This window comes from Flavimobilis marinus (assembly GCF_900113055.1).
GTDB classification, from domain to species: Bacteria; Actinomycetota; Actinomycetes; order Actinomycetales; family Cellulomonadaceae; genus Flavimobilis; species Flavimobilis marinus.
Map to the genome: position 1 here is coordinate 27,846 of NZ_FONZ01000006.1, position 22,246 is coordinate 50,091.

At 72.7% G+C, this 22,246-nt stretch carries 22 protein-coding genes and 1 riboswitch; of the genes, 7 read left to right on the forward strand and 15 right to left on the reverse strand.

What is annotated here, in order from left to right:
* Positions 1-2: 2 nt before the first annotated feature.
* The 7 genes from BMZ30_RS13035 to BMZ30_RS13065 all read right to left on the reverse strand — a co-directional run bounded on the left by BMZ30_RS13035 (position 3) and on the right by BMZ30_RS13065 (position 7,058).
* A complete protein-coding gene (locus BMZ30_RS13035) occupies positions 3-815 on the reverse strand; it encodes an AAC(3) family N-acetyltransferase (RefSeq protein WP_229828391.1) in 813 nt (270 codons plus the stop codon).
* Positions 816-996: 181 nt separating this feature from the next.
* A complete protein-coding gene (locus tag BMZ30_RS13040; RefSeq protein WP_229828394.1) occupies positions 997-1,932 on the reverse strand; it encodes an ROK family protein in 936 nt (311 codons plus the stop codon).
* A complete protein-coding gene (nagB, locus tag BMZ30_RS13045) occupies positions 1,929-2,711 on the reverse strand; it encodes a glucosamine-6-phosphate deaminase (RefSeq protein ID WP_093379704.1) in 783 nt (260 codons plus the stop codon). The genes BMZ30_RS13040 and nagB overlap by 4 nt, the downstream gene beginning before the upstream one ends.
* 13 nt (positions 2,712-2,724) lie before the next feature.
* Positions 2,725-3,555, reverse strand: a complete 831-nt coding sequence (locus BMZ30_RS13050; RefSeq protein ID WP_093379707.1) for a carbohydrate ABC transporter permease — start codon at positions 3,553-3,555, stop codon at positions 2,725-2,727.
* Positions 3,555-4,529 (reverse strand): carbohydrate ABC transporter permease, encoded by a 975-nt coding sequence (locus BMZ30_RS13055; RefSeq protein ID WP_093379710.1) that lies wholly within the window; start codon positions 4,527-4,529, stop codon positions 3,555-3,557. Before BMZ30_RS13055 ends, BMZ30_RS13050 begins: the two co-directional genes overlap by 1 nt.
* Before the next feature lie 58 nt (positions 4,530-4,587).
* Positions 4,588-5,853 carry an extracellular solute-binding protein gene (locus tag BMZ30_RS13060; RefSeq protein WP_093379713.1) on the reverse strand — a complete coding sequence of 422 codons (1,266 nt, stop codon included), beginning with the start codon at positions 5,851-5,853 and terminating at the stop codon, positions 4,588-4,590.
* Positions 5,854-5,897: 44 nt separating this feature from the next.
* Complete coding sequence (locus BMZ30_RS13065; protein ID WP_093379715.1) at positions 5,898-7,058, reverse strand: ROK family transcriptional regulator; 1,161 nt, start codon at positions 7,056-7,058, stop codon at positions 5,898-5,900.
* 164 nt (positions 7,059-7,222) lie between these two features.
* On the opposite strand from BMZ30_RS13065, the gene BMZ30_RS13070 reads away from it, so the two are divergent.
* Together BMZ30_RS13070 and BMZ30_RS13075 are read left to right on the forward strand one after the other, a co-directional pair.
* Positions 7,223-8,653 (forward strand): family 20 glycosylhydrolase, encoded by a 1,431-nt coding sequence (locus BMZ30_RS13070; protein ID WP_177191380.1) that lies wholly within the window; start codon positions 7,223-7,225, stop codon positions 8,651-8,653.
* A gap of 308 nt (positions 8,654-8,961) precedes the next feature.
* The gene (locus BMZ30_RS13075; RefSeq protein ID WP_093379806.1) at positions 8,962-9,975 is read left to right on the forward strand and encodes an alpha/beta fold hydrolase; all 1,014 of its coding nucleotides are present in this window, start codon (positions 8,962-8,964) and stop codon (positions 9,973-9,975) included.
* On the opposite strand, the gene BMZ30_RS13080 is transcribed toward BMZ30_RS13075, so the two are convergent.
* Genes BMZ30_RS13080 through BMZ30_RS13090 form a run of 3 tightly spaced genes read right to left on the reverse strand, consistent with a single transcriptional unit; the run spans position 9,972 to position 12,074 of the window.
* Positions 9,972-10,583 (reverse strand): pentapeptide repeat-containing protein, encoded by a 612-nt coding sequence (locus BMZ30_RS13080; RefSeq protein ID WP_093379720.1) that lies wholly within the window; start codon positions 10,581-10,583, stop codon positions 9,972-9,974. The two genes, BMZ30_RS13075 and BMZ30_RS13080, sit on opposite strands and share 4 nt — an antisense overlap.
* Before the next feature lie 31 nt (positions 10,584-10,614).
* A complete protein-coding gene (locus BMZ30_RS13085) occupies positions 10,615-11,328 on the reverse strand; it encodes an ABC transporter permease (RefSeq protein WP_093379723.1) in 714 nt (237 codons plus the stop codon).
* The gene (locus BMZ30_RS13090; RefSeq protein ID WP_093379725.1) at positions 11,325-12,074 is read right to left on the reverse strand and encodes an ABC transporter ATP-binding protein; all 750 of its coding nucleotides are present in this window, start codon (positions 12,072-12,074) and stop codon (positions 11,325-11,327) included. Before BMZ30_RS13090 ends, BMZ30_RS13085 begins: the two co-directional genes overlap by 4 nt.
* A gap of 101 nt (positions 12,075-12,175) precedes the next feature.
* Here BMZ30_RS13090 and BMZ30_RS13095 point away from each other — a divergent pair, with 101 nt between their 5' ends.
* Positions 12,176-12,709, forward strand: a complete 534-nt coding sequence (locus BMZ30_RS13095) for a PH domain-containing protein (RefSeq protein WP_093379728.1) — start codon at positions 12,176-12,178, stop codon at positions 12,707-12,709.
* A gap of 7 nt (positions 12,710-12,716) precedes the next feature.
* Here BMZ30_RS13095 and BMZ30_RS13100 read toward each other — a convergent pair whose 3' ends face one another.
* Positions 12,717-13,076, reverse strand: coding sequence for an ArsR/SmtB family transcription factor (locus tag BMZ30_RS13100; RefSeq protein ID WP_093379730.1), 360 nt, complete (start codon positions 13,074-13,076; stop codon positions 12,717-12,719).
* Positions 13,077-13,156: 80 nt separating this feature from the next.
* Between BMZ30_RS13100 and BMZ30_RS13105 the strand changes: the two genes are divergently transcribed.
* Positions 13,157-14,602, forward strand: coding sequence for an FAD-dependent oxidoreductase (locus BMZ30_RS13105; protein ID WP_093379733.1), 1,446 nt, complete (start codon positions 13,157-13,159; stop codon positions 14,600-14,602).
* Positions 14,599-15,129: a GNAT family N-acetyltransferase gene (locus BMZ30_RS13110; protein WP_229828395.1), complete on the forward strand. Its 531-nt coding sequence runs from the start codon at positions 14,599-14,601 to the stop codon at positions 15,127-15,129. Before BMZ30_RS13105 ends, BMZ30_RS13110 begins: the two co-directional genes overlap by 4 nt.
* Here the strand turns inward: BMZ30_RS13110 and BMZ30_RS13115 are convergent.
* From BMZ30_RS13115 to arsB, 3 genes are read right to left on the reverse strand one after another with little or no spacing between them, the layout of a single operon-like run.
* A complete protein-coding gene (locus BMZ30_RS13115) occupies positions 15,122-15,556 on the reverse strand; it encodes an arsenate reductase ArsC (protein ID WP_093379735.1) in 435 nt (144 codons plus the stop codon). The genes BMZ30_RS13110 and BMZ30_RS13115 overlap by 8 nt on opposite strands.
* Positions 15,557-15,609: 53 nt before the next feature.
* Complete coding sequence (locus BMZ30_RS13120) at positions 15,610-16,596, reverse strand: metalloregulator ArsR/SmtB family transcription factor (RefSeq protein ID WP_093379738.1); 987 nt, start codon at positions 16,594-16,596, stop codon at positions 15,610-15,612.
* Complete coding sequence (gene arsB / locus BMZ30_RS13125; RefSeq protein ID WP_093379811.1) at positions 16,593-17,723, reverse strand: ACR3 family arsenite efflux transporter; 1,131 nt, start codon at positions 17,721-17,723, stop codon at positions 16,593-16,595. Before arsB ends, BMZ30_RS13120 begins: the two co-directional genes overlap by 4 nt.
* A 335-nt stretch (positions 17,724-18,058) precedes the next feature.
* Positions 18,059-18,163: riboswitch (SAM riboswitch) on the forward strand.
* 6 nt (positions 18,164-18,169) lie between these two features.
* On the opposite strand from arsB, the gene BMZ30_RS13130 reads away from it, so the two are divergent.
* Together BMZ30_RS13130 and metE are read left to right on the forward strand one after the other, a co-directional pair.
* A complete protein-coding gene (locus BMZ30_RS13130) occupies positions 18,170-19,216 on the forward strand; it encodes a methylenetetrahydrofolate reductase (RefSeq protein WP_093379740.1) in 1,047 nt (348 codons plus the stop codon).
* On the forward strand, positions 19,213-21,567 hold the full coding sequence (gene metE / locus BMZ30_RS13135; RefSeq protein WP_093379743.1) for a 5-methyltetrahydropteroyltriglutamate--homocysteine S-methyltransferase: 2,355 nt from the start codon (positions 19,213-19,215) through the stop codon (positions 21,565-21,567). Before BMZ30_RS13130 ends, metE begins: the two co-directional genes overlap by 4 nt.
* A gap of 65 nt (positions 21,568-21,632) precedes the next feature.
* Here the strand turns inward: metE and BMZ30_RS13140 are convergent, their stop codons facing one another.
* Positions 21,633-22,235, reverse strand: a complete 603-nt coding sequence (locus BMZ30_RS13140; RefSeq protein ID WP_177191381.1) for a DUF459 domain-containing protein — start codon at positions 22,233-22,235, stop codon at positions 21,633-21,635.
* Positions 22,236-22,246: the final 11 nt, after the last annotated feature.

The window sequence follows — 22,246 nt, forward strand, 5'->3', positions numbered from 1 at the left end:
TGTCAGCCGAGCGCCGGGACCACCCCGCGCGTCGCCGTGAACCACTCGGCCGCGAAGTCGACCAGGGACCGGACGTCCACGAGCACCGCATCGGCGGACCCGACCGGGCCATGCTTCGCGGTAGGGTGCTGCGCCAGGAACGCCGCGCCGACCTCGCGGAAGTCGGCATCCTCCAGCCACAGCTCCTCCCAGGTCTCCCACACGCGGACGCCGTCACGCTGGATCGGGCCGCCGTTGGGCACGTACCGCTTGGGGTAGCTGGCCCGGACCTCCGCGAGATGCAGGGCGGTGCACTTGTCGAAGCCGACGCCGAGCAGCAGCGCCTGGCCGCGCGCGTCGTACAGCGCGCGCATGGGCGAGCGCTCGCCGGACGCGTCGTCAAGGTCGTGGACGGCCGTGAGCGACTCGGCCAAGGGGCCCAGGGCGGCGACCGACCGCTGCGGATGCGCTGACCGGTGCACGCCCGGCCACGTCCGGAACAGCTCCGCGACCGCACCCATCGTTCGCGTCGGCGTGCGCTGCGGGTCGTAGGCCGGCAACCCTTCGCGGATCGCCCCATGCCACTCCGCCGGCACGTCGGGCAGGTCGAGGTACGCGGGATCGCACAGCTGCCACGACTGCGCCGGCATCATGAGCGTCCCCTCGGGCCCGACCGCGCGCAGCAGCGCCTCGACAACAGCCGCCTCGCCGCCGATCACGTACCCCAGTTGGGACAGCGCAGTGTGCGCCATCACGGTCCCGCCGGGCTGAAGCCCGAGGTCACGAAGCTGGGCGGCCAGGTCGGCCTGGCTGAACGGTGGCTGCAGCGTGGTCACAGCAGCAATCTAGCGCTCGGGCTCACTTGGGACACGTCTGCAGGTGGCGGATGCCCTGACGCCACGGACTTCGTCCTAAAGCGCTCCCGCCCTGACCGGCCGCACCGCCACCGGCCCGCGTCGCGTTGAGAACGGACTTCCGGCTAGTCAGATCAACATTTCGGTAGCCACAAGTCCGTTGTCAACGTGCGGTGGGGCGGAGGGCCGTGCGGAGCGCATCCCGCGTGGCCAGGGCAGCGCCGACGACGCCCGCGCGCTGGCCGAGGCCCGCCGGGACGATCTCCGGCACCACCGCCACGCGGGCCGTCGCCTCCAGGCGCTGGCGCAGGGGCACCAGCAGCGCGTCACCGGCCGCGGCGAGACCACCGCCGACGACGACGCGCGTCGGCGCGAGCAGCGTGATCACCCCGAGCAAAACGTGGGCGAGCGCATCGAGGGCGTCGGACCACACCTGGTCCGCGACGGGGTCGGTGCCGAGCCATGCGGCGACGTCCCGCGAGGTCGCCCCCACCCGGCCGGTTGCCTGTGCGTACGCGTCCCCGATCGCCCGCGCCGACGCGTACATCTCAAGGCACCCGCGCTGCCCGCAGCCGCACAGGAGGCCGTCCATGTGGATGGGCACGTGCCCCAGCTCGCCCGCGTGCCCACGACGTTGCCCGACGACGTGCCCGCCGACCGTGAGCGTCGCGGCGACACCGGTCCCCAGGAACACGCACAGCAGGTCCTCGACCCCGACGCCGGCGCCGAGCCGCTGCTCGGCCAGCCCCGCGACGGTCACGTCGTGGTGCAGCAGCACCGGCACGCCGAGCCGCGCACCGAGCAGCTCCGCCACCGGCGTGTCCCGCCAGCCCAGGTTCGCCGCCAGCCGCACCCGTCCGCGCGCGGTGTCCACGACGCCCGGCACGGCCACCCCGACCGCCTCGACCGGCCCGGCACCAGCCGCAGCGACGTCGCCGAGCAGTCCCTCACACAGACCCGCGATCGCGTCGAGCACAGCATCGCCGTCACCCAGCGGCGTCGCGGTCCGCCGCGCGGCCACGGCGACCAGGTCCGCCGTCAGCGCCTCACCCCGGATGTTGGTGCCGCCCACGTCGAGCGCGAGCACGACGCCGGTCACAGCGACTGCCAGGTGGGTTTGTGAGCGAACGCGTGGCGGTAGTAGTCCGCGAGGCGCAGGCGGGAGGCGGCTGCGTCGTCGAGCAGCACGGTGACGTGCGGGTGCAGCTGGAGCACCGACGCCGGGCAGAACGCGCTCACTGGCCCCTCGACCATGCCGGCGACGGCGTCGGCCTTGCCCTCGCCGGTCGCGACGAGCAGCAGGTGCCGGGCCTCGCGGATCGTCCCGAGGCCCTGGGTCAGCACGTGCCACGGGACGTCGTCGAGGGAGTCGAAGAACCGCGCGTTGTCGCGCCGGGTCTGCTCGGTCAGCGTCTTGACGCGCGTGCGCGACGCCAACGACGACCCGGGCTCGTTGAACGCCACGTGCCCGTCCGTCCCGATGCCGAGCAGCTGGACGTCCACCCCACCGGCCGCGGCGATCGCGTCGTCGTACTCGCGGGCGGCCCGCGCGACGTCGGCGGCGGACCCGTCGGGGCCGTGCACGTGCGCGTCCTCGAGGTCGACATGGCTGGTGAGCTCGCGCCGGATCACCTCGCGGTAGGACTCGGGGTGCCCCGCCGGCAGCCCGACGTACTCGTCGAGCAGGAACGCCTCGGCGTGCGCGAAGGACATCCCCTCCTCGCGGTGCCGGCGGATCAGCTCGCCGTACACCGGCAGCGGCGACGACCCCGTCGCCAGCCCCAGCACAGGCCGGTCGCGGCCCGCCAGGACGCGTGCGACGACGTCGGCTCCGTGCCGGGCGATCTCAGCCTCGGACGGCAGGATCACGATCTCCATGTGCGCTTCCCGTTCAACCCTTGACCGCGCCGGCCACGAGGCCGGAGGTCATCTTGTTCTGGACGATGATGAAGAAGACGATGACGGGCAGCGCGACCAGCAGCGCCCCAGCCATCACGCCGGGCCAGTCGATCGCCGCGTTGGACTGCGTCGTCAGGCCGCGCAGCCACAGCGGCACGGTGCGGTTGCCGGGCGCCATGACGACGGTCGCGAGCGTGAACTCGTTCCAGGCCTGCAGGAACGCGTACACCCCGGAGGCGACCAGGCCGGGCGCGAGCAGCGGGAACGTGACGACGAAGAACGCCTTGGTCCGCCCACAGCCGTCGATCATCGCCGCGTGCTCGAGGTCCACGGGGATGCCGTCGACGAACCCGCGCAGCATCCACACGGTGAACGGCAGCACCATGGCGACGTAGAGCAGGCTCAGGCCCGCGATCGAGTTGAGCAGCGACCAGCCCTCGAGCATCCGGTACTGGGAGATGAACAGGCCCTCGGCGGGGATCATCTGCACGATCAGCACGGTCAGCACCATGGCCTTGCGCCCACGGAACCGGAACCGGCTGACTGCGAGCGCCGCCAGGAACGCGAACACCAGCGCGACCAGCACGGTGAGGCCGGTGACGATCAGGCTCAGGCGCATGGAGGCGACGAACGACTCGTCGAACACCCGGCCGAACGCGGACAGGTCACCGCCGAAAGGCACGAAGGTCGGGGTCGCGGAGCGGACCTGGTCCGCGGACAGGAAGGCCGTGTTGACCATCCAGTAGACGGGGAACACCCAGGTCAGACAGACGAGGACGCCGACGACGTTGAGCACGGTGCGGCGCAGCGGACGCTCACGCATCAGTCGACCTCCTTGGCGAGCTTGCGGACGTACCCGACAGTCAGGGCGAGGGTGAGCAGGAGCATGAAGATCGCGACGGCCGAGGCCATGCCGTAGTCGGAGTTGCCGATGCCGAGCCGGTAGATGAACGTGCCGAGCAGGTCGGTCTCGCTGCGCAGCCCGCCCGCACCCTGCAGGTAGTAGATCTGGGCGAACACGCGCAGGTCCCACACGACCTGCAGGAGCCCGACGACGTAGACCACCGGCATGATCGTCGGCAGCGTGATGAAGCGGAACCGCTGCCACCCGCCGGCGCCGTCGAGCTGCGCGGCCTCGAGCACCTCCTCCGAGACCTGCGTGAGGGCGGCGAACACGGAGAACGCGACGAACGGGACGCTCATCCAGGTGACGATCACGGTCGCGACGCCGTAGAAGGACAGCGGCTCGAGCAGCCACGAGTGCCCCGCGAACTGGTCGAACCCGAGCTGGACGAACAGCCAGTTCACCACGCCGTACTGGGTGTCGAACAGCCACTGCCACACGGTCATCGCTGCGATCACGGGCATGGCCCACGCGAGCAGGAGGATGGACTGGAGCGCGATGCGCAGCCAGCCGGCGACCTTGGTCATGAGGACAGCGACGCTCATGCCGACGACCATCGTCAGGCCGGCGTTGACGAGGCAGAACGCGATCGAGCGGAGCACCACGCCCCACACGCCCTCGTCGCCGAGGAGCTCGCGGTAGTTGTCGAGGCCGACCCACTCGGGCGGCTTGGTGCCGATCTGCTGCGCGAGCCCGAACTCCTGGAAGCTCATCACGAGCTGGCGCACCAGCGGGTACCCGAGGGCGAGCACGAACACGACGACGACGGGGGTGAGCAGCACGTAGGGGGCGAGGGCCTTGCCGCGGCGTGCGCCGCGCGACGTCGCCGTCGGCCGAGGGGGTGGGGTCAGGCGCCAGCCCCGCACGGGGGGCTTGGTCAGCAGGTCGCTCATGGTTCTCCTCACGGTGGTGGGGCCGGCCGGGGGGACCGGCCCCACCACCGAGGTCGCGTCAGTTGAGGGCGTCGTTCAGGGCTGCGTCGACGGCAGCAGCCTCGGTGGCGACGTCCCCGCCCTGGGCGATCTTGGCGAAGAACTCCTCCATGATCCTGTCGGTCTCGACGCCCGCCCAGCCGGCCGACGCCGGGGTGAGCTTGGCGTTGGACGCGGCGGCCCGGCCGGCCTCGGCGAACTCGTCGTCACCGATGAGGTCGTTGTAGTCGGAGTTCGACGGGCCGAGGCCGTTCTTCGCGAGCATCGTCTGGTAGTCCTCGGAGGCGATGAGCTTGAGGGCCTCGAGGGCGAGGTCTTGGTCCGGCGAGGCAGCGGAGATCGCGATGTTGGAGCCGCCGGCGAACACGGGGGCCGCGCCGCCGTCGGTGCCGGGCAGGGCCATGGCGCCGACGTTCTCAGTGAGGTCCTCGGAGATGGACCAGCGGGCCCATCCCGGCGCCATGAACATCGCGGCGTCACCGTTGTTGAAGGCCGTCCAGGGCTCGGCGTCCTCGCCGTCCTTGGGCGCCTTGGAGGCGTTGGTGTAGAGGTCCTGCAGCTCGGTCAGCGCCTCGATCGACTCGGGGCTGGAGAGCTGGCCGACCCACTGGTCACCCTCCTGCACGGCGATGTCACCGCCGTGGGCGAACACCCAGGAGATGCCGTTGCGCCAGTCCTGGCCGGGCAGCCAGAAGCCGGACTGCTCGTCCGTGGTGAGCTCCTTCGCGGCGGCGTTGAACTCGTCGAGCGTCGTCGGCACCTCGATGCCGGCGTCCTCGAAGACGTCCGTGCGGTAGAACACGTAACGCGAGCCCCAGTAATACGGGACGGCGTAGACGGAGCCGTCGACGCTGCCGGCCTCGACGAAGCCTTCGGGGCCGAGCTTGTCGCCGCCGAGGTCTGCGAGGTGCGGGGTGAGGTCCGTGAACGCGCCGATCGTGGTGAACGTGGGCGACTGCGTGTTGCCGATCTCCACGACGTCGGGCGTCTGGTCGGGGTTGCCGATCGAGGTCTGCAGGCGCGGGAGGAGCTCGCCCCACTCGACGGTCTCGATGTTCAGGGTGGCGCCCGTCGTGGTGGCGAACTCGTCGGTGAGCCACGTGCGCAGCTCCTCGGGGGTGTCCTCGCCCGCGAGCCACATGGTGATCTCGCGTGCGTCGCCCGTGGCGGTGCCGGTGCCGGAGGTGGCGGACGGGTCGGGCGTCGTGGTGGAGCCTTCGCTCGAGCATGCGGTCAGGGCGAGCGCTGCGACCGCTCCGAGAACCGCTACCTGTCTGATCTTCATCGATCTTCCTTTCGCGTGGCCGTGGCCGGCCGGGGTGGGAACGACTAGGAGAGCCCTAGCTCGCTGTCGAGGACGAGGGCCGCGGCGCCGGCGAGGACGCCGTCGTGCCCGAGGGCGGACATCCGGACGCGGATCGGCTCGTCGCCGAAGGGCCGGGTCAGGGACAGGACGGTCTGCTCGACCGCGGCGCGGAAGGCGCCGTCGAGCAGCTCGTCGGGGCCGGAGAGCACGATGTCCTGCAGGCCGAGGGCCTGGGCGACGGGCGCGACGGTCTGGCCGAGCTGGCGGCCGGCGGCGGCGAGCTCAGCGTCGGCGTCGTCTGGTGCGAGGCCGTCGATACGCGCGCGGAGGCGGGGGGCCGAGGTGTAGGACTCGAGGCAGCCGTGGCGCCCGCACGAGCACTCGGGGCCGTCGGGCACGATGGTGACGTGCCCGATCTCGCCCGCGGTGCCGAAGGGGCCGCGCAGCAGGTGACCGTCGAGCAAGATCCCGGCGCCGACGCCGCGGCCGATCTCGACGAGCAGCAGCCCTGCGCCCGAGCCGTCCCCGAAGGTGTCCTCGGCGAGGGCGGCGGTGTCGGCGTCGTTCGCGACGTGCACCGGCAGGTCGAGCGCGTCGGCGAGGCGGGCGCGCAGGTCGAGCCGCGTCCAGCCGAGGTTCGGGGCGTGGCGGACGACGCCGTCGACGCTCACGACGCCCGGGGAGCCGACGCCGATGCCGAGGACCCGGCCGGGTGCGGCCTCGAGGAGCGTGCGTGCCAGCTCGACGGTGAGCCGCACGGCCTCCTCCCCCTGGGCGGCGTCGATCGCGATCTCGCGGGACACGACGGTCGTCCCGGCGAGGTCGACGACGGAACCGCGCTCTACGTGGTCGCCAGAGAGGTCGAGGCAGACGACGTACGCACCCTCGGCGTGGATGCCGACGAGCGTCGCGGGCTTGCCCATCCGCGTTCCGGGGCGGACGCCGAGGTCCGCGACCAGGCCGTCGGCGAGCAGGTCGGCGACGACGTCGGCGACGGTCGGGCGGGTGAGGCCGGATAGCGAGGCGAGCTCGGAGCGGGTGTGGGGACCGGAGTCGAACAGGTGCTGCAGCACGAGCGAGCGGTGGTGCACCCGGGCGTGCGCGGGCAGGATCTTCCCGGCCGACGGGCTGCCAGCGCGGCGTGCGGCCAGGCGCCCTGCTGGCGACTGTGTGGTCCGTGTCATATAGTAAGGAAACCTTACTTACTAACTCCACGTCAACCCCTGTCCCGACTCCCGTCGAGTCCGATAGTCCGGTCCCAATTCCGACAGGAGGCACTATCGAAGTAGAGACCCGGCTATCGGACTCGGCAGATCCGCACCGCCCCACCGCTCGAAGGAGAGCCACCGTGAGCGACAACCTCGCGATCATCCCCGCGCCGCAGCAGTGCGACCTCGGCGAAGGATCAGCCGCACTCCGACCGGACGCCCTGCTCCGCCTGGCCGCGGACCTCGAGCCCTGGGCGCCGCACGCGGCACGGCTCGCGCGCGAGGTCGCCGACGAGGCCCCCTCCGCGCCCGAGCCCTCCGAGACGACGCCGACCCCGGCGACCATGGCCGCCCACGACCCGTCCCTCCCCGCCGAGGGCTACACCCTCGACCTGTCCCCCGAGCAGTGGCGACTCACTGCCACCGACGCCGCCGGCGCGTACTGGGCGGTGCAGACTCTGCGCCAGGCGGTCGCGGGCGGCCGCGTCCCCACGATGCGCTGCTCCGACGCACCGGCCTACCCGGTCCGTGGCCTCATGCTCGACGTCGCCCGGCACGTCTTCGGTGTCGCGGACATCGAGCGCGCGATCGACCTCGCGAGCCGCTACAAGCTCAACCAGGTCCACCTGCACCTCACGGACGACCAGGGCTGGCGCCTCGAGATCGAGAACCGGCCCCTGCTCACCGAGCGCGCCTCGGCCAACGACGTCGACGGCGGCGCGGGCGGGTTCCTCACCCTGGCCGACTACGCCCGTCTGCAGGACTATGCCGAGGCGCGCCACGTCGTCGTCGTCCCCGAGGTGGACCTGCCCGGGCACACCCACGCGGCCCAGGTCGCGTACCCCGAGATCAGCCCGGACGGTGCCGAGCGCGAGCCGTACGCGGGCATCGAGGTCGGCTTCAGCTCGGTGCACCTGACGTCGCCGACGACGTGGGAGTGGCTCGACGACGTCGTCGGCACCCTGGCCCGGCACACGCGCGGGCAGCGCATCCACCTGGGCGGCGACGAGGTGCACACCCTCGGACGCGAGGAGTACCACGCGTTCCTCGAGCGGCTCGGCGCCCTCGCCTCCACCCACGGCAAGGAGCTGATCCTCTGGCAGGAGGCGGCCGAGGCGACGCTCCCCGCGGGGACCCTGCTGCAGTACTGGACGCACGAGATCGACGCGTCGGCGCTCGGCGAGGTCGCCCGGACGCGCGACGTCGGCTTCATCGCCTCACCGGCGAAGCACGCCTACCTCGACCTGAAGTACGACGACGACTTCCCGCTCGGTCTGACGTGGGCGGGCACGGTCGAGGTGCGGGACGCCTACGACTGGGAGCCGGTGGACGCGCTGCCGGGCATCCCGACGGAGTCGATCCGCGGCGTGGAGGCGTGCCTGTGGAGCGAGACGCTGCGCACGTGGGAGGACGTCGCGACGATGCTGCTGCCGCGCCTGCCGGCGGTCGCGTCAGTCGCCTGGGGCTCACCCCGCGACTGGGACACCTTCCGCACGGCCCTCGCCGCGCACGCGAGCACGTGGCGAGCAGCGAACCTCCCGTACCACCCGTCCCCCCAGATCGACTGGTAAGGACCACCCCACCCCGCCCCCCCCGCTGAGTGCACAGTTTTGGCGGTGTCTGGAGCGGAATGCACCGCCAAAGCTCCGCACTCACGGGGTTCTGGGTGGGTCAGTCCCAGAACGGGGGGAGGTCGTCTTCGTCGACGGAGATGGGGTCGGTCGGGGCGAGGTACGCGTTCACGGTGGTGACTTTCTGTCGGAGCCCTGGTGGGGACACCTGATTGTTCGACCGTGACACGCCTCGCATTCTGGGACTTCCGACCCGACTTCACGGAGCCGTGCCGACAGATTCGCACGGCTAGGTAGTGTCGGGTCTCATGGCGTCCAGCGATCCCCCGCGCGCGAGCGGCTACCTCCCCGTCACCGGCCGCCACGAGATCTGGTGGGAGGAGCACGGCAGCGCCAACGGCATCCCGCTCGTCTACCTCCACGGCGGGCCTGGCGGCTCCCTCGGCGCGGGTGGCTGGAAGAACAAGATGGATCCCGCCCGGTTCCGCACCATCGGTCTCGACCAGCGCGGTTGCGGGCGGTCCCGGCCCAGCGCCGCCTCCGCCGACCACGACCTCGCCTCGAACACCACCGCCGCCCTGATCGAGGACCTCGAGGCGCTCCGCCGTCACCTGGTCGTCGAGCGGTGGGTCCTCAACGGGGTCTCGTGGGGATCCACGCTGGCGCTCGCCTACGCCCAGGCACATCCGGACCGCGTGCTCGGCGTCGTGCTCATGGCCGTCACGACGACGTCGCGCCGGGAGGTCGACTGGATCACCGAGGGCGTCGGGGCGATCTTCCCGGAGGCGTGGGATGCCCTCGCGACGGCGGTCGAGCGTGAGGACCCGACGTACCGGCGGGGTCGGGACAGGATCGTCGAGGCGTGCGCGGCCCTGCTGCGGGGCGCCGACGACGCCGCGCGCCTCCGCGTCGCGCGCGCCTGGGACGCGTGGGAGTCCGCCCACATCTCCCTGGACGCGCCGCGGACGGCGCTCGGACCGACGTCCGGCGCGGCACCGTCGGCCACCGGGCCGGCTGAGGACACCGCGCGACTCCTGGCCTTCGCCACGCTCGTGACGCACTACTGGGCGCACGACGGCTTCCTCGACCCGCCCCTCCTCGACGGCATGGCTGCGCTCGAGGGCATCCCGGCGACCCTCGTCCACGGTCGCCGGGACGTGAGCGGGCCCGTGCAGACCGCGTGGGAGGTGCACCGCGCCTGGCCGGGCAGCGAGCTGATCGTCGTCGAGGACGAGGGGCACGGCGGCCCGTCGATGGTCGAGCACTGGAGCCACGCCAACGACCGACTGGCCGACCGCCTCACGACGGGGACACCGACCTAACCGACGACCACGAGCCCCATCGCCTCGGCGAGGACGACAGCCTGGGCGGGGTCGATCACGGCGCGGGCCAGATGCGCGCTCAGCGGATCGAGGGTGCCGACGTCGGAACCGCGCAGGTCCGCGCCGGTGAGATCCACGCGGGCCAAGGCCGCGCCCGACAGGTCCACGCCCTGCAGCACGGCCTCCTGCATCTGGGCGCCCGTGAGGTCAGCCTCGCGCATGCGCACCCCCGTGATCTGCGCCTTCCGGAGATCCGCGCCGGCCAGGGTCACGAACGACCAGTCACCACCCGCGATCGTCACCAGCCCGTACTCGCACCGCAGGAACGTCGAGCCCACGAGCTTGCACCCGGTGAACGTCGTGTCGAAGAAGTTGCCGCCGCGGAAGGTACAGCCGGTGAACGCGGTGCTCGTGTGCGTCGAGGCGTTGAACCGGCAGTCCACGAACGTGCACCCCGAGAAGAACGCGCCCGACGTCGTCACCTCGCTCAGGTCGCACCGCACGAAGGTCACGTCCTCGTAGCGCACGCCGTCGAGCGCCTGCCCGCCGAAGTCCACGTGGCGGATCTCGCCGTCCTTGTCCGGGAGCGGGTGCGCGTCGTCAACCATGGACCGAGTATCGCGCAGCACCCCCGTCGCTTCAGTCGGTCCGGCGTCGCAGCGTCGCCGCCCCGAGCAGCAGGAGCCCGACGACGAAGCCCGCCAGCACCAGCAGCTCCCCACCGATACCGGGGGCGGCGTCCGTCGTGACCTCGCGCATCGCGTCGACGGCGTAGGACAACGGCAGCACGTCGGAGACCAGCTCGAGCACGCGCGGCATCTGGTCGCGCGGCACGAGCAGGCCGCACAGGAGGAACTGAGGCAGCACCACTGCGGGCATGAACTGCACCGCCTGGAACTCGGTGCGCGCGAACGCGCTCACGAACAGACCGAACGCCATGCCCAGCAGCGCGGACGCCACGGCGACGACGACCAGGTATCCCCAGGGCGCTGCGGTCTCGAGCCCCAGCGGCCCCACGACCACGAGCGCGGCCACCACAGCCTGGAGGACCGCCATGAATCCGAAGGCCAGGGCGTAGCCGCCGATGATCCCGGGCTTGCTGATCGGCATGGTCAGCAGCCGCTCGAGCGTCCCCGAGGAACGTTCGCGCAAGGTCGCGACCGACGTGATCAGGAACATGACGACGACCGGAAACACCCCGAGGAGGGCCGCGCCCACCTGCTGGAAGACGGCGCCGCCCTCGTACACCCACCACAGCAGCGTGAGCAGGACGCAGGGGACGACCATGATCATGGCGAGCGTCCGGGGGTCGTGCCGCAGCTGCTGCAGCACCCGCACCGCTGTCCCGATCACCGCGCGCCGCCCTCAGCGCCGCCCTCGGCGCCGCCCACGAGCGAGAGGAAGGCATGCTCGGCCGACGACGTCCCGGTGCGCGCCAGCAGGTCCGGCAGGCGGTCGTCCGCCAGGATCTGTCCGTCGCGCATCAGCACCAGCCGGTCGCAGCGCTCGGCCTCGTCCATCACATGGCTGGACACGAGCAGCGTCACGCCGTCGGCCGCAAGCGCGCCGAACAGCGTCCACAGCGAGGCACGCAGCACCGGGTCGAGCCCGACCGTCGGTTCGTCGAGGACCAGCAGCTCGGGGTCGCCGAGCAGCGCTGTGGCGAGCGAGACCCGGGAACGTTCACCGCCGGAGAGGTTGCGCGCCAGCCGGCCACGCTCGTCCCCGAGCTCGACGCGCTCCACGGCGGCGTCGACGGCCTCCGTTCTCTTGGACCCGCGCAGCCCGAGCACCCGCGCGAAGTACCGCAGGTTCTCCTCCACGGTGAGGTCGTCGTAGACGCTCGGTGCCTGGGTGACGTAGGCGACCCGCGACCGGAGCGACGGCGACCCCGCTGCCTCCCCCAGCACGGTCACGCGGCCCGACGCGACCACCTGCACCCCGAGGATCGCGCGCATGAGCGTCGTCTTCCCGGAGCCCGACGGACCCAGCAGCCCGGTCACCGCACCTCGACGGACGGTCAGGTCGAGTCCGTCGAGCACGACCCGCCCGCCCCGAGCCACCCGGAGCTCGGCAACCTCGACCGCGGCGACGCCCATCGGGCCAGGGTCCCGCCTGTCCGGGGGCGCGCGCAAGGGGTCGCGCGCACGGGGTTGGCGCACTCTCCCGCGCACCTCGCGGATCTGCAAGGATGCACGCCATGGCGATCTCCCGCACCCTCGGTCCCGACGAGCACGTGGTGCTCGAGATGCGCACGCACGCGAAGGCACTGTTCGGGGCGATGGCGGCGCTCGTCGTCGTGCTCGCCGCGGTCGTCGCGGCCGTCGTGCTGCTGCCGGAGAACGACGCGCGCGGGTGGTTGCTGCTCGTGATCGGCGTCCTCGCGGCCGTGGCGATCGTCGTGTGGGTGTTCGTGCCATTCCTGCGGTGGCGGACGACGACGTACACGTTCACCAACCGGCGCCTGGTGACCCGCACCGGGATCCTCACGCGCACGGGCCGCGACATCCCGCTGTTCCGGATCAACGACCTCACCTACGAGAAGCACCTGAGCGACCGCCTCTTCGGCTGCGGCACGATCATCGTGTCCGACGCCACGGAGAAGGCCGGCGTCAAGCTGCACGACGTCCCGAACGTCGAGCAGGTCCAGCGCCAGCTCTCGGCGCTGATCTTCCAGGCCGACGACGGCACGGACGACGGCGAGCGCCCTCCGGGCGAGCCGCGACGCCGCTGACCCTCCGCTAGCCCTGGTGCGTCGGGACCTGCTCCGCGAGACCCGCGGCGAGGGAGCTCAGCGCACCGGGCACCAGCGAGAAGTAGGCCCAGCGCCCGCGCTGCTCCCGCGCCAGGAGACCGGCATCCACGAGGATCTTCAGGTGGTGGCTGACGGTCGGCTGCGCCAGGCCGAGGGGCTCGGTCAGGTCACAGACGCACGCCTCGGCGCCATCCTGGGCCGCGACGATCGACAGCAGCTGCACGCGAGCCGGGTCCGCGAGCGCCTTGAACGTGCGGGCCAGCGCCGTCGCGGTATCGCGGTCGGCGGCACGCGCGTCGAGCGGTCCGCAGCAGCCTGCGGAGTCGGGCGTGGGGAGCTCGGGCATGGCCTCATCTTGCCACGCATCGACGTTTGTGGATACGTTGCGCCTCAAAAGATCGACGTTCTTCGGTACGAGGAGAGATCATGAGCATCCCCACGCCCGCGCGCTCCGACCTGCCGGTCGTCGTGGTCGGCGCCGGCCCGGTCGGGCTCGCCGCCGCCGCGCACCTGCTCGAGCGCGGCCTCGAGCCGCTGATCCTCGAGTCCGGGGCCGACGCCGGAGCAGCCGTCGCGCGCTGGGGCCACGTCCGGCTCTTCTCGCCCTGGCGCTACGACGTCGACGCCGCCGCCCGCCGTCTGCTGGCCCCCACGGGCTGGCCGGAGCCCGACCCCGACGCCCTGCCCACGGGCGCCGACCTGGTCGAGCACTACCTCGCGCCGCTCGCCGCGACGGACGCGATCGCCCCGCGCCTGCGCACCGGCACGCGAGTGCTCGCCGTCGCCCGGGACGGCGCGGACAAGACCCGCTCGCTCGGCCGCGAGCGCCGCGGCTACCGGGTGCGCACGCTCGGCCCCGACGGCCAGGTGCAGGACGTCCTGGCCCGCGCGGTCATCGACGCCTCCGGCACCTTCTCCACCTCCAACCCCCTCGGTGTCGGTGGCCTGCCCGCCCGCGGCGAGGACGCAGCGGAGCGCTTCGTCACCGGCCCCCTGCCGGACGTCCTCGGCGCGGACCGAAGCACGTTCGCCGGCCGGCACACGCTGGTCGTCGGCATGGGGCACTCGGCCGCGAACACCCTGCTCAGCCTCGTCACGCTCGCCGAGCAGGAGCCCGGGACGACCCTCACCTGGGCCATCCGCGGCGGCTCCGCCCGGCGCCTGTTCGGCGGCGGGGCCGACGACGAGCTCCCCGCCCGCGGCCTGCTCGGACACCGGCTCAAGGACGCCGTCGACGCCGGTCGCCTGACGCTGCGCATCTACGTCTCGATCGAGCAGCTCGTCCCCGGGGCGGACACCGTCCGCGTGCTCGGGCGGTCCAAGGACGCGCCGCTCGACCTCGAGGTGCACGCGATCGTCAACGCCACGGGCTTCCGCCCCGACTTCGACATGCTCCGCGAGATCCGCCTCGACCTCGACCCCGTCGTCGAGGCCCCGGCGGCACTCGCCCCGCTCATCGACCCGAACCACCATTCCTGCGGCACGGTGCCGCCGCACGGGGAGTCGGTCCTCGCCCACCCCGACGACGGCTTCTACCTCGCCGGCATGAAGTCCTACGGCCGCGCGCCGACCTTCCTGCTCGCGACCGGCTACGAGCAGGTCCGCTCGATCGCCGCCGCGCTCGCCGGCGACCGCGCGGGGGCCGACGTCGTCCGGCTGGACCTGCCGGCGACGGGCGTGTGCTCGACCGACCTCGCCGCCGACGACGAGGCCAGCGGCGGGTGCTGCGGCGGCGGTGGGCCCGCCGATGACGAGGCCAGCGGCGGGTGCTGCGGCGGCGGTGGGCCCGCCGAGACCGTGCCCGCGGGCGGACGCACGCTGCTCGGCTTCGCGACGGGCGTCGCGCACGGACGCTCCGGGGACCGCGCGTGACGATCCGCCCCGCCGCCCCCGCAGACATGCCCGGCGTCGCGCGGATCTTCGCGCACTACGTGACGACGTCGACCGCGACCTTCGAGCTCACGCCCCCGACCGCCGAGGCCTGGACCGAGAAGCTTGCGGCGATCGCGGGCGCGGGCTGGCCGTTCCTGGTCGTGACGGACGACGGCGCACCCAGCGACGGTGTGCCCAGCGCCCCGCCCGAGGCCGTCGTCGGCTTCTCCTACGTCAGCGCGTGGCGCCCCCGCCCGGCGTACGACCAGACGGTCGAGGACACGATCTACCTCGCGCCCGACGCCGTCGGGCGGGGCCTGGGCGCGCGACTGCTCGCCCGGCTGCTCGACGACGCCGCCGCGGCGGGTGCCCGGGAGGTCGTCGCCGTGATCGCCGACGCCGACTCGACCGCGTCCCTGGCGCTGCACCGCCGGGCGGGCTTCACCGAGGCGGGCCGGCTGGAGCGCGTCGGGCACAAGTTCGACCGCTGGCTCGGGACGACGCTGCTGCAGCGCAGCGTCAGGTGAGGGTGAGGTCGACCGGCGAGACACCGAGCTCGTCGAGCAGCGCCAGCACCCGCGCGCGGATCGCGTCGCGGATCGGCCGCACCGCCTCGATGCCCTGACCTGCCGGATCGTCCAGCTTCCAGTCCTCGTAGCGCTTGCCCGGGTAGATCGGGCAGACGTCGCCGCAGCCCATCGTGATGACGACGTCGGAGGCCTGAACGGCGTCGGGTGTGAGGACCTTGGGCTGCTCGGCGCGGATGTCGATGCCCTCCTCGAGCATCGCCTCGACGGCGGTGGGGTTGATCTGGTCGGCGGGCGCGGAGCCGGCCGAGCGGACCTCCACGGCGCCGCCCGACAGGGCGCGCAGGTAGCCCGCGGCCATCTGGGAGCGGCCGGCGTTGTGCACGCAGACGAACAGGGCGGACGGGCGGGTCGTAGTCTCGGTCATGGGGATCTCCTGGGGGTCGTTGGCTGAGGTCGGTCGGGTCGGGCGACGCCGGATCAGGCGTCGGGCAGCTCGAGGTCGGGAAGCAGGTCCCTCAGCAGGCCGCGGATGCGCGCGTCGATGTCGGCGCGGATGGCCGCGATACCGGCCGGGGAGGCGAGGGCCGGGTCGCCGACCTGCCAGTCCTCGTAGCGCTTGCCGGGCAGCACGGGGCACACGTCCCCGCAGCCCATGGTGACGACGACGTCGGCCGCGCGGACGGCGTCGTCGGTCAACGGCTTGGGGAAGGCCTCGGTGACGGCAAGGTCGGCGAGGGCGCCCCGGACGCCGTCGTGCACGGTCGCCGCGGGAGCGGACCCGGCGGACCGCACGACGACGCGCTCGCCCGCGTAGTGCTGCAGCAGCGCTGCGGCGAGCTGCGAGCGCCCGGCGTTGGCGACGCAGAGGAACAGCACCTGGGGGCGTCCGTCGGGCTCGCGCGTGAGGTCCGTGAGCCGCTGGTGCGCGAACCGCTGCGCGAGCGGCACCAGGTGCGCGGAGACCTTCGCCGAGCGGGCGAGCGCCGTGTAGGACTCGCGGACGACGCGCTGGACGGCGTCGCGGGCGACGGCGGGGAACTCCCGCGCCAGGTCCTCGGCGACGTGGTCGAGGGTCTCGTCGACGTCGAGGAGGCCGCCGAGGACGGGGGTTCGGTGGGCGGCATCGAGGACGGCCGGGGCGAAGGACTCGAGCAGCGTCGTCGTCGCGGCGCGATAGCCGGGCGTGATGCGGTACCAGACCCACGTGCCGCGTCGCTCGGAGGCGAGCACGCCGACGTCGCGCAGCACCTTGAGGTGGTGGGAGACCGTGGGCTGAGAGACGTCCGTGAGCGCGGCGAGGTCGCACACGCAGGCCTCCGCGGCCGGGGCGGTCGCGATGAACGACAGCATGCGCAGGCGCAGGGGGTCGGCCAGGGCCTTGAGTGCGGTGGCGACCGAGGCAGCGACGTCGGCCCCCAGGGCGTGGGACTCGACGGCCGGGGCGCAGCCCTCGACGGCGGTCATGACCGGACCTCCTCGAGGTCGGCGGCGACGGGCGCCGCGTACGGGTCGACCGCGAACCAGCGCCGGGCCAGCCACAGCGAGACGTAGACGAGCCCGACGAGCACGGGCACCTCGATCAGCGGCCCGACGACGCCCGCGAGCGCCTGGCCCGACGTCGCACCGAACGTGCCGATCGCGACGGCGATCGCGAGCTCGAAGTTGTTGCCGGCGGCGGTGAAGGCGAGCGTGGTCGAGCGGGCGTACCCGAGCGCGAGCGCCTTCCCGACGACGATCCCGATGCCCCACATGACGGCGAAGTAGGCGAGCAGCGGCAGCGCGATGCGGACGACGTCGAGCGGGTTCGAGGTGACGGCGTCGCCCTGGAGCGCGAACAGCAGGACGATGGTGAACAGCAGGCCGTACAGCGCCCACGGGCTGATCACGGGGATGAAGCGCTCCTCGTACCAGGCGCGGCCCTTGGCACGCTCGCCGATCAGGCGGGACGCAAATCCGGCGATCAGCGGGATGCCGAGGAAGATCAGCACGTTGAGCGCGATCTGCCCGATCGAGACGTCGAGGCCGGCGGAGTCCAGGCCGAGCCAGCCGGGCAGGACGGCCAGGTAGAAGTAGCCCAGCAGCGAGAACGCGACGACCTGGAACACCGAGTTGATGGCGACGAGCACGGCGGCGGCCTCGCGGTCCCCGCACGCGAGGTCGTTCCAGATCACGACCATCGCGATGCAGCGGGCGAGACCGACGATGATCAGGCCCGTGCGGTACTCGGGCAGGTCCGGCAGGAACATCCACGCGAGGGCGAACATCAGCGCCGGCCCGACGAGCCAGTTGAGCACGAGCGAGGAGGCGAGCAGCCGCTTGTCACCGGTGACGGCGGCCACCTTGTCGTAGCGAACCTTGGCGAGCACCGGGTACATCATCACGAGCAGGCCGAGGGCGATCGGGATGGAGATGCCGCCGACCTCCATGGCCGCGAGGAGGTCGCCGACGGCGGGGACGAACCGTCCGAGGACGAGGCCGCCGACCATGGCGAGGCCGATCCACAGCGGCAGCCAGCGGTCGAGGGACGACAGGCGCCGGGCCGCGGAGGCGACGGGCGCTGCAGGAGGCGTGGCCACCGGGGTGCGTTGCATCGACATGCGCCTATATTGACATCCCTCGATCCAGAAGCCAAGCGCCCTCGCTCGACTCCCGACGGTCGGCGCGCTCCCCCTAGCCTCCAGTTCCGCGACTTCGCGACTTTGGCCTCGACTTCGCGACTTTGAAGTAGCGATGTCGCGACAAACTCGCGAAGTCGCGGGGCGGAGGGCGGCCAGGGCGGTCGCCGGCGGGGGCGGAAGGCGGCGGTGAGGCAGAAGAGGAGGCGGCTGGTGGCCGGGCGCCGTGAGCCCCCCGACGTCATCTCAGTGCGCGAGACCTTCTGGCTCACCCCTTGTCGCTCGCACCCTGCGCCCCTAGTGTCCGGGTTGACCCATCCAGAGCGGTTGAGAGTCCTGGCTCGATGACACCGCAGCAACCCCCCACTACGGAAGCCTCCTGAGGGTGCGGGTGCTAACGCCAGGTTCGATGGAGCATCACCATGGCGGCTTCCGCTTCTGCATCCCCGACCCCACCCGACCCGACGGCGCAGCGCCCGACGATCTCGTTCGAGCTCATGCCCCCGCGCAACCCCGCGGCGGCACCGAAGTTCTGGGAGACCGCGCGCCGGCTCCTCGAAGCGAAGCCCGACTTCGTGTCCGTCACCTACGGCGCGGCCGGGCAAGACCGCGCGACGTCGACCGCCGTCCTGGAGGCCCTGGTCCGCGACGTCCCGGCCCTGCCGATCGCGCACCTGACCTGCGTCGGGACCACGCGCGAGGAGATGCGCGAGGTCGTGCGCGACTTCCTCTCGCGCGGGGTGCGCAGCTTCCTTGCCCTGCGGGGCGACCCTCCGGCAGACCAGCCGTCCTGGCGTCCCACGCCCGACGGCGTCGCGTCGTCGGTCGAGCTCGTCGCCCTCCTGCGGGAGGTCGAGGCGGAGCGCTGCGAGCAGAACGCCGCCGCCGCCCTGCGCGGAGCCGCACGGCCCCTCACCATCGCGGTCGCCGCCTTCCCCGGCGGGAATCCCGCCGCTCGCACGAGCCCCGAGCAGGAGGTGGCGCGCCTCAAGGACAAGCAGGACGCGGGCGCCAGCTTCGCGATCACCCAGCTGTTCTACGAGCCTGCGACCTACACCGGCTTCGTCGCCGCTGCCCGTGCGGCCGGCGTGACGATCCCGATCCTCGCCGGCCTCCTGCCCGCGACCGACCCCACGCGCCTGGCCCGGGTCGAGGCGCTCACTGGCGTCGCCGCCCCGCGCGACCTCGTCGCGGACCTCGAGCGGCTGACCGACCCGGCCGAGCGCCACGCCCGCGGGGTGCGCGCGTCGGTCGAGCTCGCGTCCGCCGTGCTCGACGCCGGCGCACCCGGCCTGCACATCTACACGTTCAACCAGCACAAAGCAGCACTTGACCTGCTCGAGGGCGTCCACCTCGGCGGTGGCTCCGCGCGTCCGGCTCCGGCCGGCGTGACGGCGCCGGACCTGGCCAGGGGGCCGTGGGTCGTGCCAGCAACCACCCGACCGACCATCCAAGGAGCCCCAGCATGACCGCCACCGGCCAGCCCAGCACCACCCCCGCGTTCCCCGCCGCCACGATCCTCGGCTACCCGCGCATCGGCCCCCGCCGCGAGCTCAAGCGCGCTGTCGAGGCGTTCTGGGCCGGCAAGACCGACGCCGCCACGCTCGAGCAGAGCGCCGCGGACCTGCGCCGGCGGACCCGCGAGCGCCTCGCCGAGCTCGGCCTGGGCCGCGACGACGCTGCGATCCCGTCCGCGCACTCGTTCTACGACCAGGTGCTCGACGCCGCCGTGACGCTCGGCGCGATCCCCGACCGCTTCGCGGACCTCGTCGGGGCCGACGGCGAGATCGACCTCGCCGGCTACTTCACGATCGCCCGCGGCGAGGGCCAGCGTGCGCCGCTCGAGATGACCAAGTGGTTCGACTCCAACTACCACTACCTCGTGCCGGAGATCGGCCCGGACACCCCGATCCGGCTCGCCTCGCGCCGCGCGGTCACCGAGTTCACCGAGGCGCTGGCCGACGGCGTCCTCACGCGCCCGGTCCTCGTCGGTCCGGTGACGTTCCTGCTGCTGAGCAAGCCCGCGTCGGACGCCCCCGCGGGCTTCTCGCCGCTGGACCGCCTGGCCGAGGTCACCTCCGTGTACGCGGAGCTGCTCGCCGAGCTCGCCGCCGCCGGCGCGACCTGGGTGCAGCTCGACGAGCCGGCCCTCGTGGCCGACGGCGACGTCCCCGCCGACGTCGTGCACCGCGCGGTCACCGAGACGTACGCGACGCTCACCGCCGACGGCGCCGCCCGCCCGGCCATCCTGCTCGCCGCTCCGTACGGCGACCTGGGCGCGGCCTGGCCGACGGTCGCCGCCACCGGCGTCGAGGCCGTCGCCATCGACCTCGTCAAGGGTTCGGCTCCCGCGGCCGGGCTCGCCGGGCTCGAGACGAAGACCCTGGTGGCTGGCGTCGTCGACGGCCACAACATCTGGCGTGCGGACCTCGCGGGCAAGCTCGACCAGCTCGAGGCGCTCACCGGCACGGCCGGGGCACTCGCCGTCGCCACCTCGACGTCCCTGTTCCACGTCCCGCACGACGTCGCGGACGAGACCGCCCTGGACCCGCGCCTCGTGTCGTGGCTCGCCTTCGCGGACCAGAAGGTCACCGAGGTCGTCACCCTCGCGACCGGCCTGGGGTCGGGGCGCGACGCCGTCGCCGATGCCCTCGCCACAGCCACCGCGGCGCTGGCCGACCGCGCCCAGGCGCCCGGTGTGGCCGAGCCCGCCGTCCGCGAGCGCACCGCCGGCCTCACCGACCACGACTTCCACCGTGGCTCGCACGAGTCCCGCAAGGCCGCGCAGCAGCAGCGCCTCGGCCTGCCGCTCCTGCCGACGACGACGATCGGCTCGTTCCCGCAGACCAGCGACATCCGCGTGGCCCGCGCCGCGCACGCCCGCGGGGAGCTCAGCACCGAGGCCTACGAGGAGGCGATGCGCGCGGAGATCGCCCGCGTCGTCGCGCTGCAGGAGGAGATCGGGCTCGACGTCCTCGTGCACGGCGAGGCCGAGCGCAACGACATGGTGCAGTACTTCGCCGAGCTTCTCGACGGCTTCGCGGTCACGCAGCACGGCTGGGTCCAGTCCTACGGGTCGCGCTGCACGCGTCCGTCGATCCTGTGGGGCGACGTCTCCCGGCCCGAGCCGATGACCGTGCGCTGGACCACCTACGCGCAGTCGCTCACGCCCAAGCCGGTCAAGGGCATGCTCACCGGGCCGGTCACGATCATGGCGTGGTCGTTCGTCCGCGACGACGTGCCCCTGGGCGAGACCGCCAACCAGATCGGCCTCGCGCTGCGCGACGAGCTCGCCGACCTCGAGGCCGCGGGCGTCGCCGTCATCCAGGTGGACGAGCCCGCGCTGCGCGAGCTGCTGCCCCTGCGCAAGGCGGACCAGCCGGCGTACCTGGACTGGTCGGTGAAGTCGTTCACGCTCGCGACGTCGGGCGTGCGCCCGGACACCCAGGTGCACACGCACCTGTGCTACTCGGAGTTCGGTGAGGTCATCAGCGCGATCGACGCCCTCGACGCCGACGTCACGTCGATCGAGGCGGCACGCTCGCGCATGGAGATCCTGCCCGAGCTCACGCGCGTGGGGTTCTCCCGCGGCGTCGGCCCCGGCGTGTACGACATCCACTCCCCGCGCGTGCCGGACACCGCGGAGATCACCGAGCTGCTCGAGCTCGCCGTCGGCTCCGTCGACCCCGACGTGCTCTGGGTGAACCCGGACTGCGGGCTCAAGACGCGCGGCTACGCCGAGACCACCCCGAGCCTGGAACACCTCGTCGCCGCGGCGCGCGAGGTCCGAGAGCGTGTCGCAGCCACGGCCGCTCTGTAAGAGGCACGACGTCGGGCGGGGTCCTCAGCCTCGCCCGACGTCGGTGTCGCCGCCTCAGAGAGCTCTCAACGGGGCGGCTCGCTCCGCAACCAGTCGAGGACGGGGGGCGCGACGACCGCGGCGAGGTAGGCATACCCCTCCGCGCCGGGGTGGTAGCCGTCCCATTCGCGGATCTGCTGCCGCCAGAGCGCGGACGCATTCGTCGCCGTGAAGGTGTCGACGAACGGCACTCGCAACCGGCCAGCCTCCTCGGCGAGGGCCGCGTTCGTCGTCATGAGGCGTTCGTTCTGTTGCGCGTCGTCGACTGCGGGAGGGCCGACCAGCAGCACGGGGACGTCGGTTGCCGCTCGGATGTCGCGGAGGGCCCCGACGGTCTGCCCGATCGACGCCCGCACCTGACCGTCGCGCTCCACGGTGTCGTTCGCGCCGAACGACACGACCAGCCGGGGATCGTCCGCCGGTGCGAGCCGCGGGGCCGTCTCAACCGGGATCCGTCGCGCGACCTGCGGGCCGGTCTCACCTCGGACGCCGAGGTTGTACGCGGTGACAGGGAGGCCGCTCGCGAACGCCTCGGCAACGACGCGGCCGGGCCATCCGAGCGCGGTCGGGTCCCCCGTGCCAGCGACGTAGGAGTCGCCGACGAAGCACACCCGCAGATCACGCGCCATGATCCCCATCC

Excerpts from the sequence above, each read along its gene's own strand:
- nagB (WP_093379704.1), bottom strand. The coding sequence starts at position 2,711 with ATGGAGATCGTGATCCTGCCGTCCGAGGCTGAGATCGCCCGGCACGGA.
- BMZ30_RS13050 (WP_093379707.1), bottom strand. The coding sequence starts at position 3,555 with ATGCGTGAGCGTCCGCTGCGCCGCACCGTGCTCAACGTCGTCGGCGTC.
- BMZ30_RS13055 (WP_093379710.1), bottom strand. The coding sequence starts at position 4,529 with ATGAGCGACCTGCTGACCAAGCCCCCCGTGCGGGGCTGGCGCCTGACC.
- BMZ30_RS13060 (WP_093379713.1), bottom strand. The coding sequence starts at position 5,853 with ATGAAGATCAGACAGGTAGCGGTTCTCGGAGCGGTCGCAGCGCTCGCC.
- BMZ30_RS13065 (WP_093379715.1), bottom strand. The coding sequence starts at position 7,058 with ATGACACGGACCACACAGTCGCCAGCAGGGCGCCTGGCCGCACGCCGC.
- BMZ30_RS13075 (WP_093379806.1), top strand. The coding sequence starts at position 8,962 with ATGGCGTCCAGCGATCCCCCGCGCGCGAGCGGCTACCTCCCCGTCACC.
- BMZ30_RS13080 (WP_093379720.1), bottom strand. The coding sequence starts at position 10,583 with ATGGTTGACGACGCGCACCCGCTCCCGGACAAGGACGGCGAGATCCGC.
- BMZ30_RS13090 (WP_093379725.1), bottom strand. The coding sequence starts at position 12,074 with ATGGGCGTCGCCGCGGTCGAGGTTGCCGAGCTCCGGGTGGCTCGGGGC.
- BMZ30_RS13095 (WP_093379728.1), top strand. The coding sequence starts at position 12,176 with ATGGCGATCTCCCGCACCCTCGGTCCCGACGAGCACGTGGTGCTCGAG.
- BMZ30_RS13100 (WP_093379730.1), bottom strand. The coding sequence starts at position 13,076 with ATGCCCGAGCTCCCCACGCCCGACTCCGCAGGCTGCTGCGGACCGCTC.
- BMZ30_RS13105 (WP_093379733.1), top strand. The coding sequence starts at position 13,157 with ATGAGCATCCCCACGCCCGCGCGCTCCGACCTGCCGGTCGTCGTGGTC.
- BMZ30_RS13115 (WP_093379735.1), bottom strand. The coding sequence starts at position 15,556 with ATGACCGAGACTACGACCCGCCCGTCCGCCCTGTTCGTCTGCGTGCAC.
- BMZ30_RS13120 (WP_093379738.1), bottom strand. The coding sequence starts at position 16,596 with ATGACCGCCGTCGAGGGCTGCGCCCCGGCCGTCGAGTCCCACGCCCTG.
- arsB (WP_093379811.1), bottom strand. The coding sequence starts at position 17,723 with ATGCAACGCACCCCGGTGGCCACGCCTCCTGCAGCGCCCGTCGCCTCC.
- BMZ30_RS13130 (WP_093379740.1), top strand. The coding sequence starts at position 18,170 with ATGGCGGCTTCCGCTTCTGCATCCCCGACCCCACCCGACCCGACGGCG.
- metE (WP_093379743.1), top strand. The coding sequence starts at position 19,213 with ATGACCGCCACCGGCCAGCCCAGCACCACCCCCGCGTTCCCCGCCGCC.
- BMZ30_RS13140 (WP_177191381.1), bottom strand. The coding sequence starts at position 22,235 with ATGGCGCGTGATCTGCGGGTGTGCTTCGTCGGCGACTCCTACGTCGCT.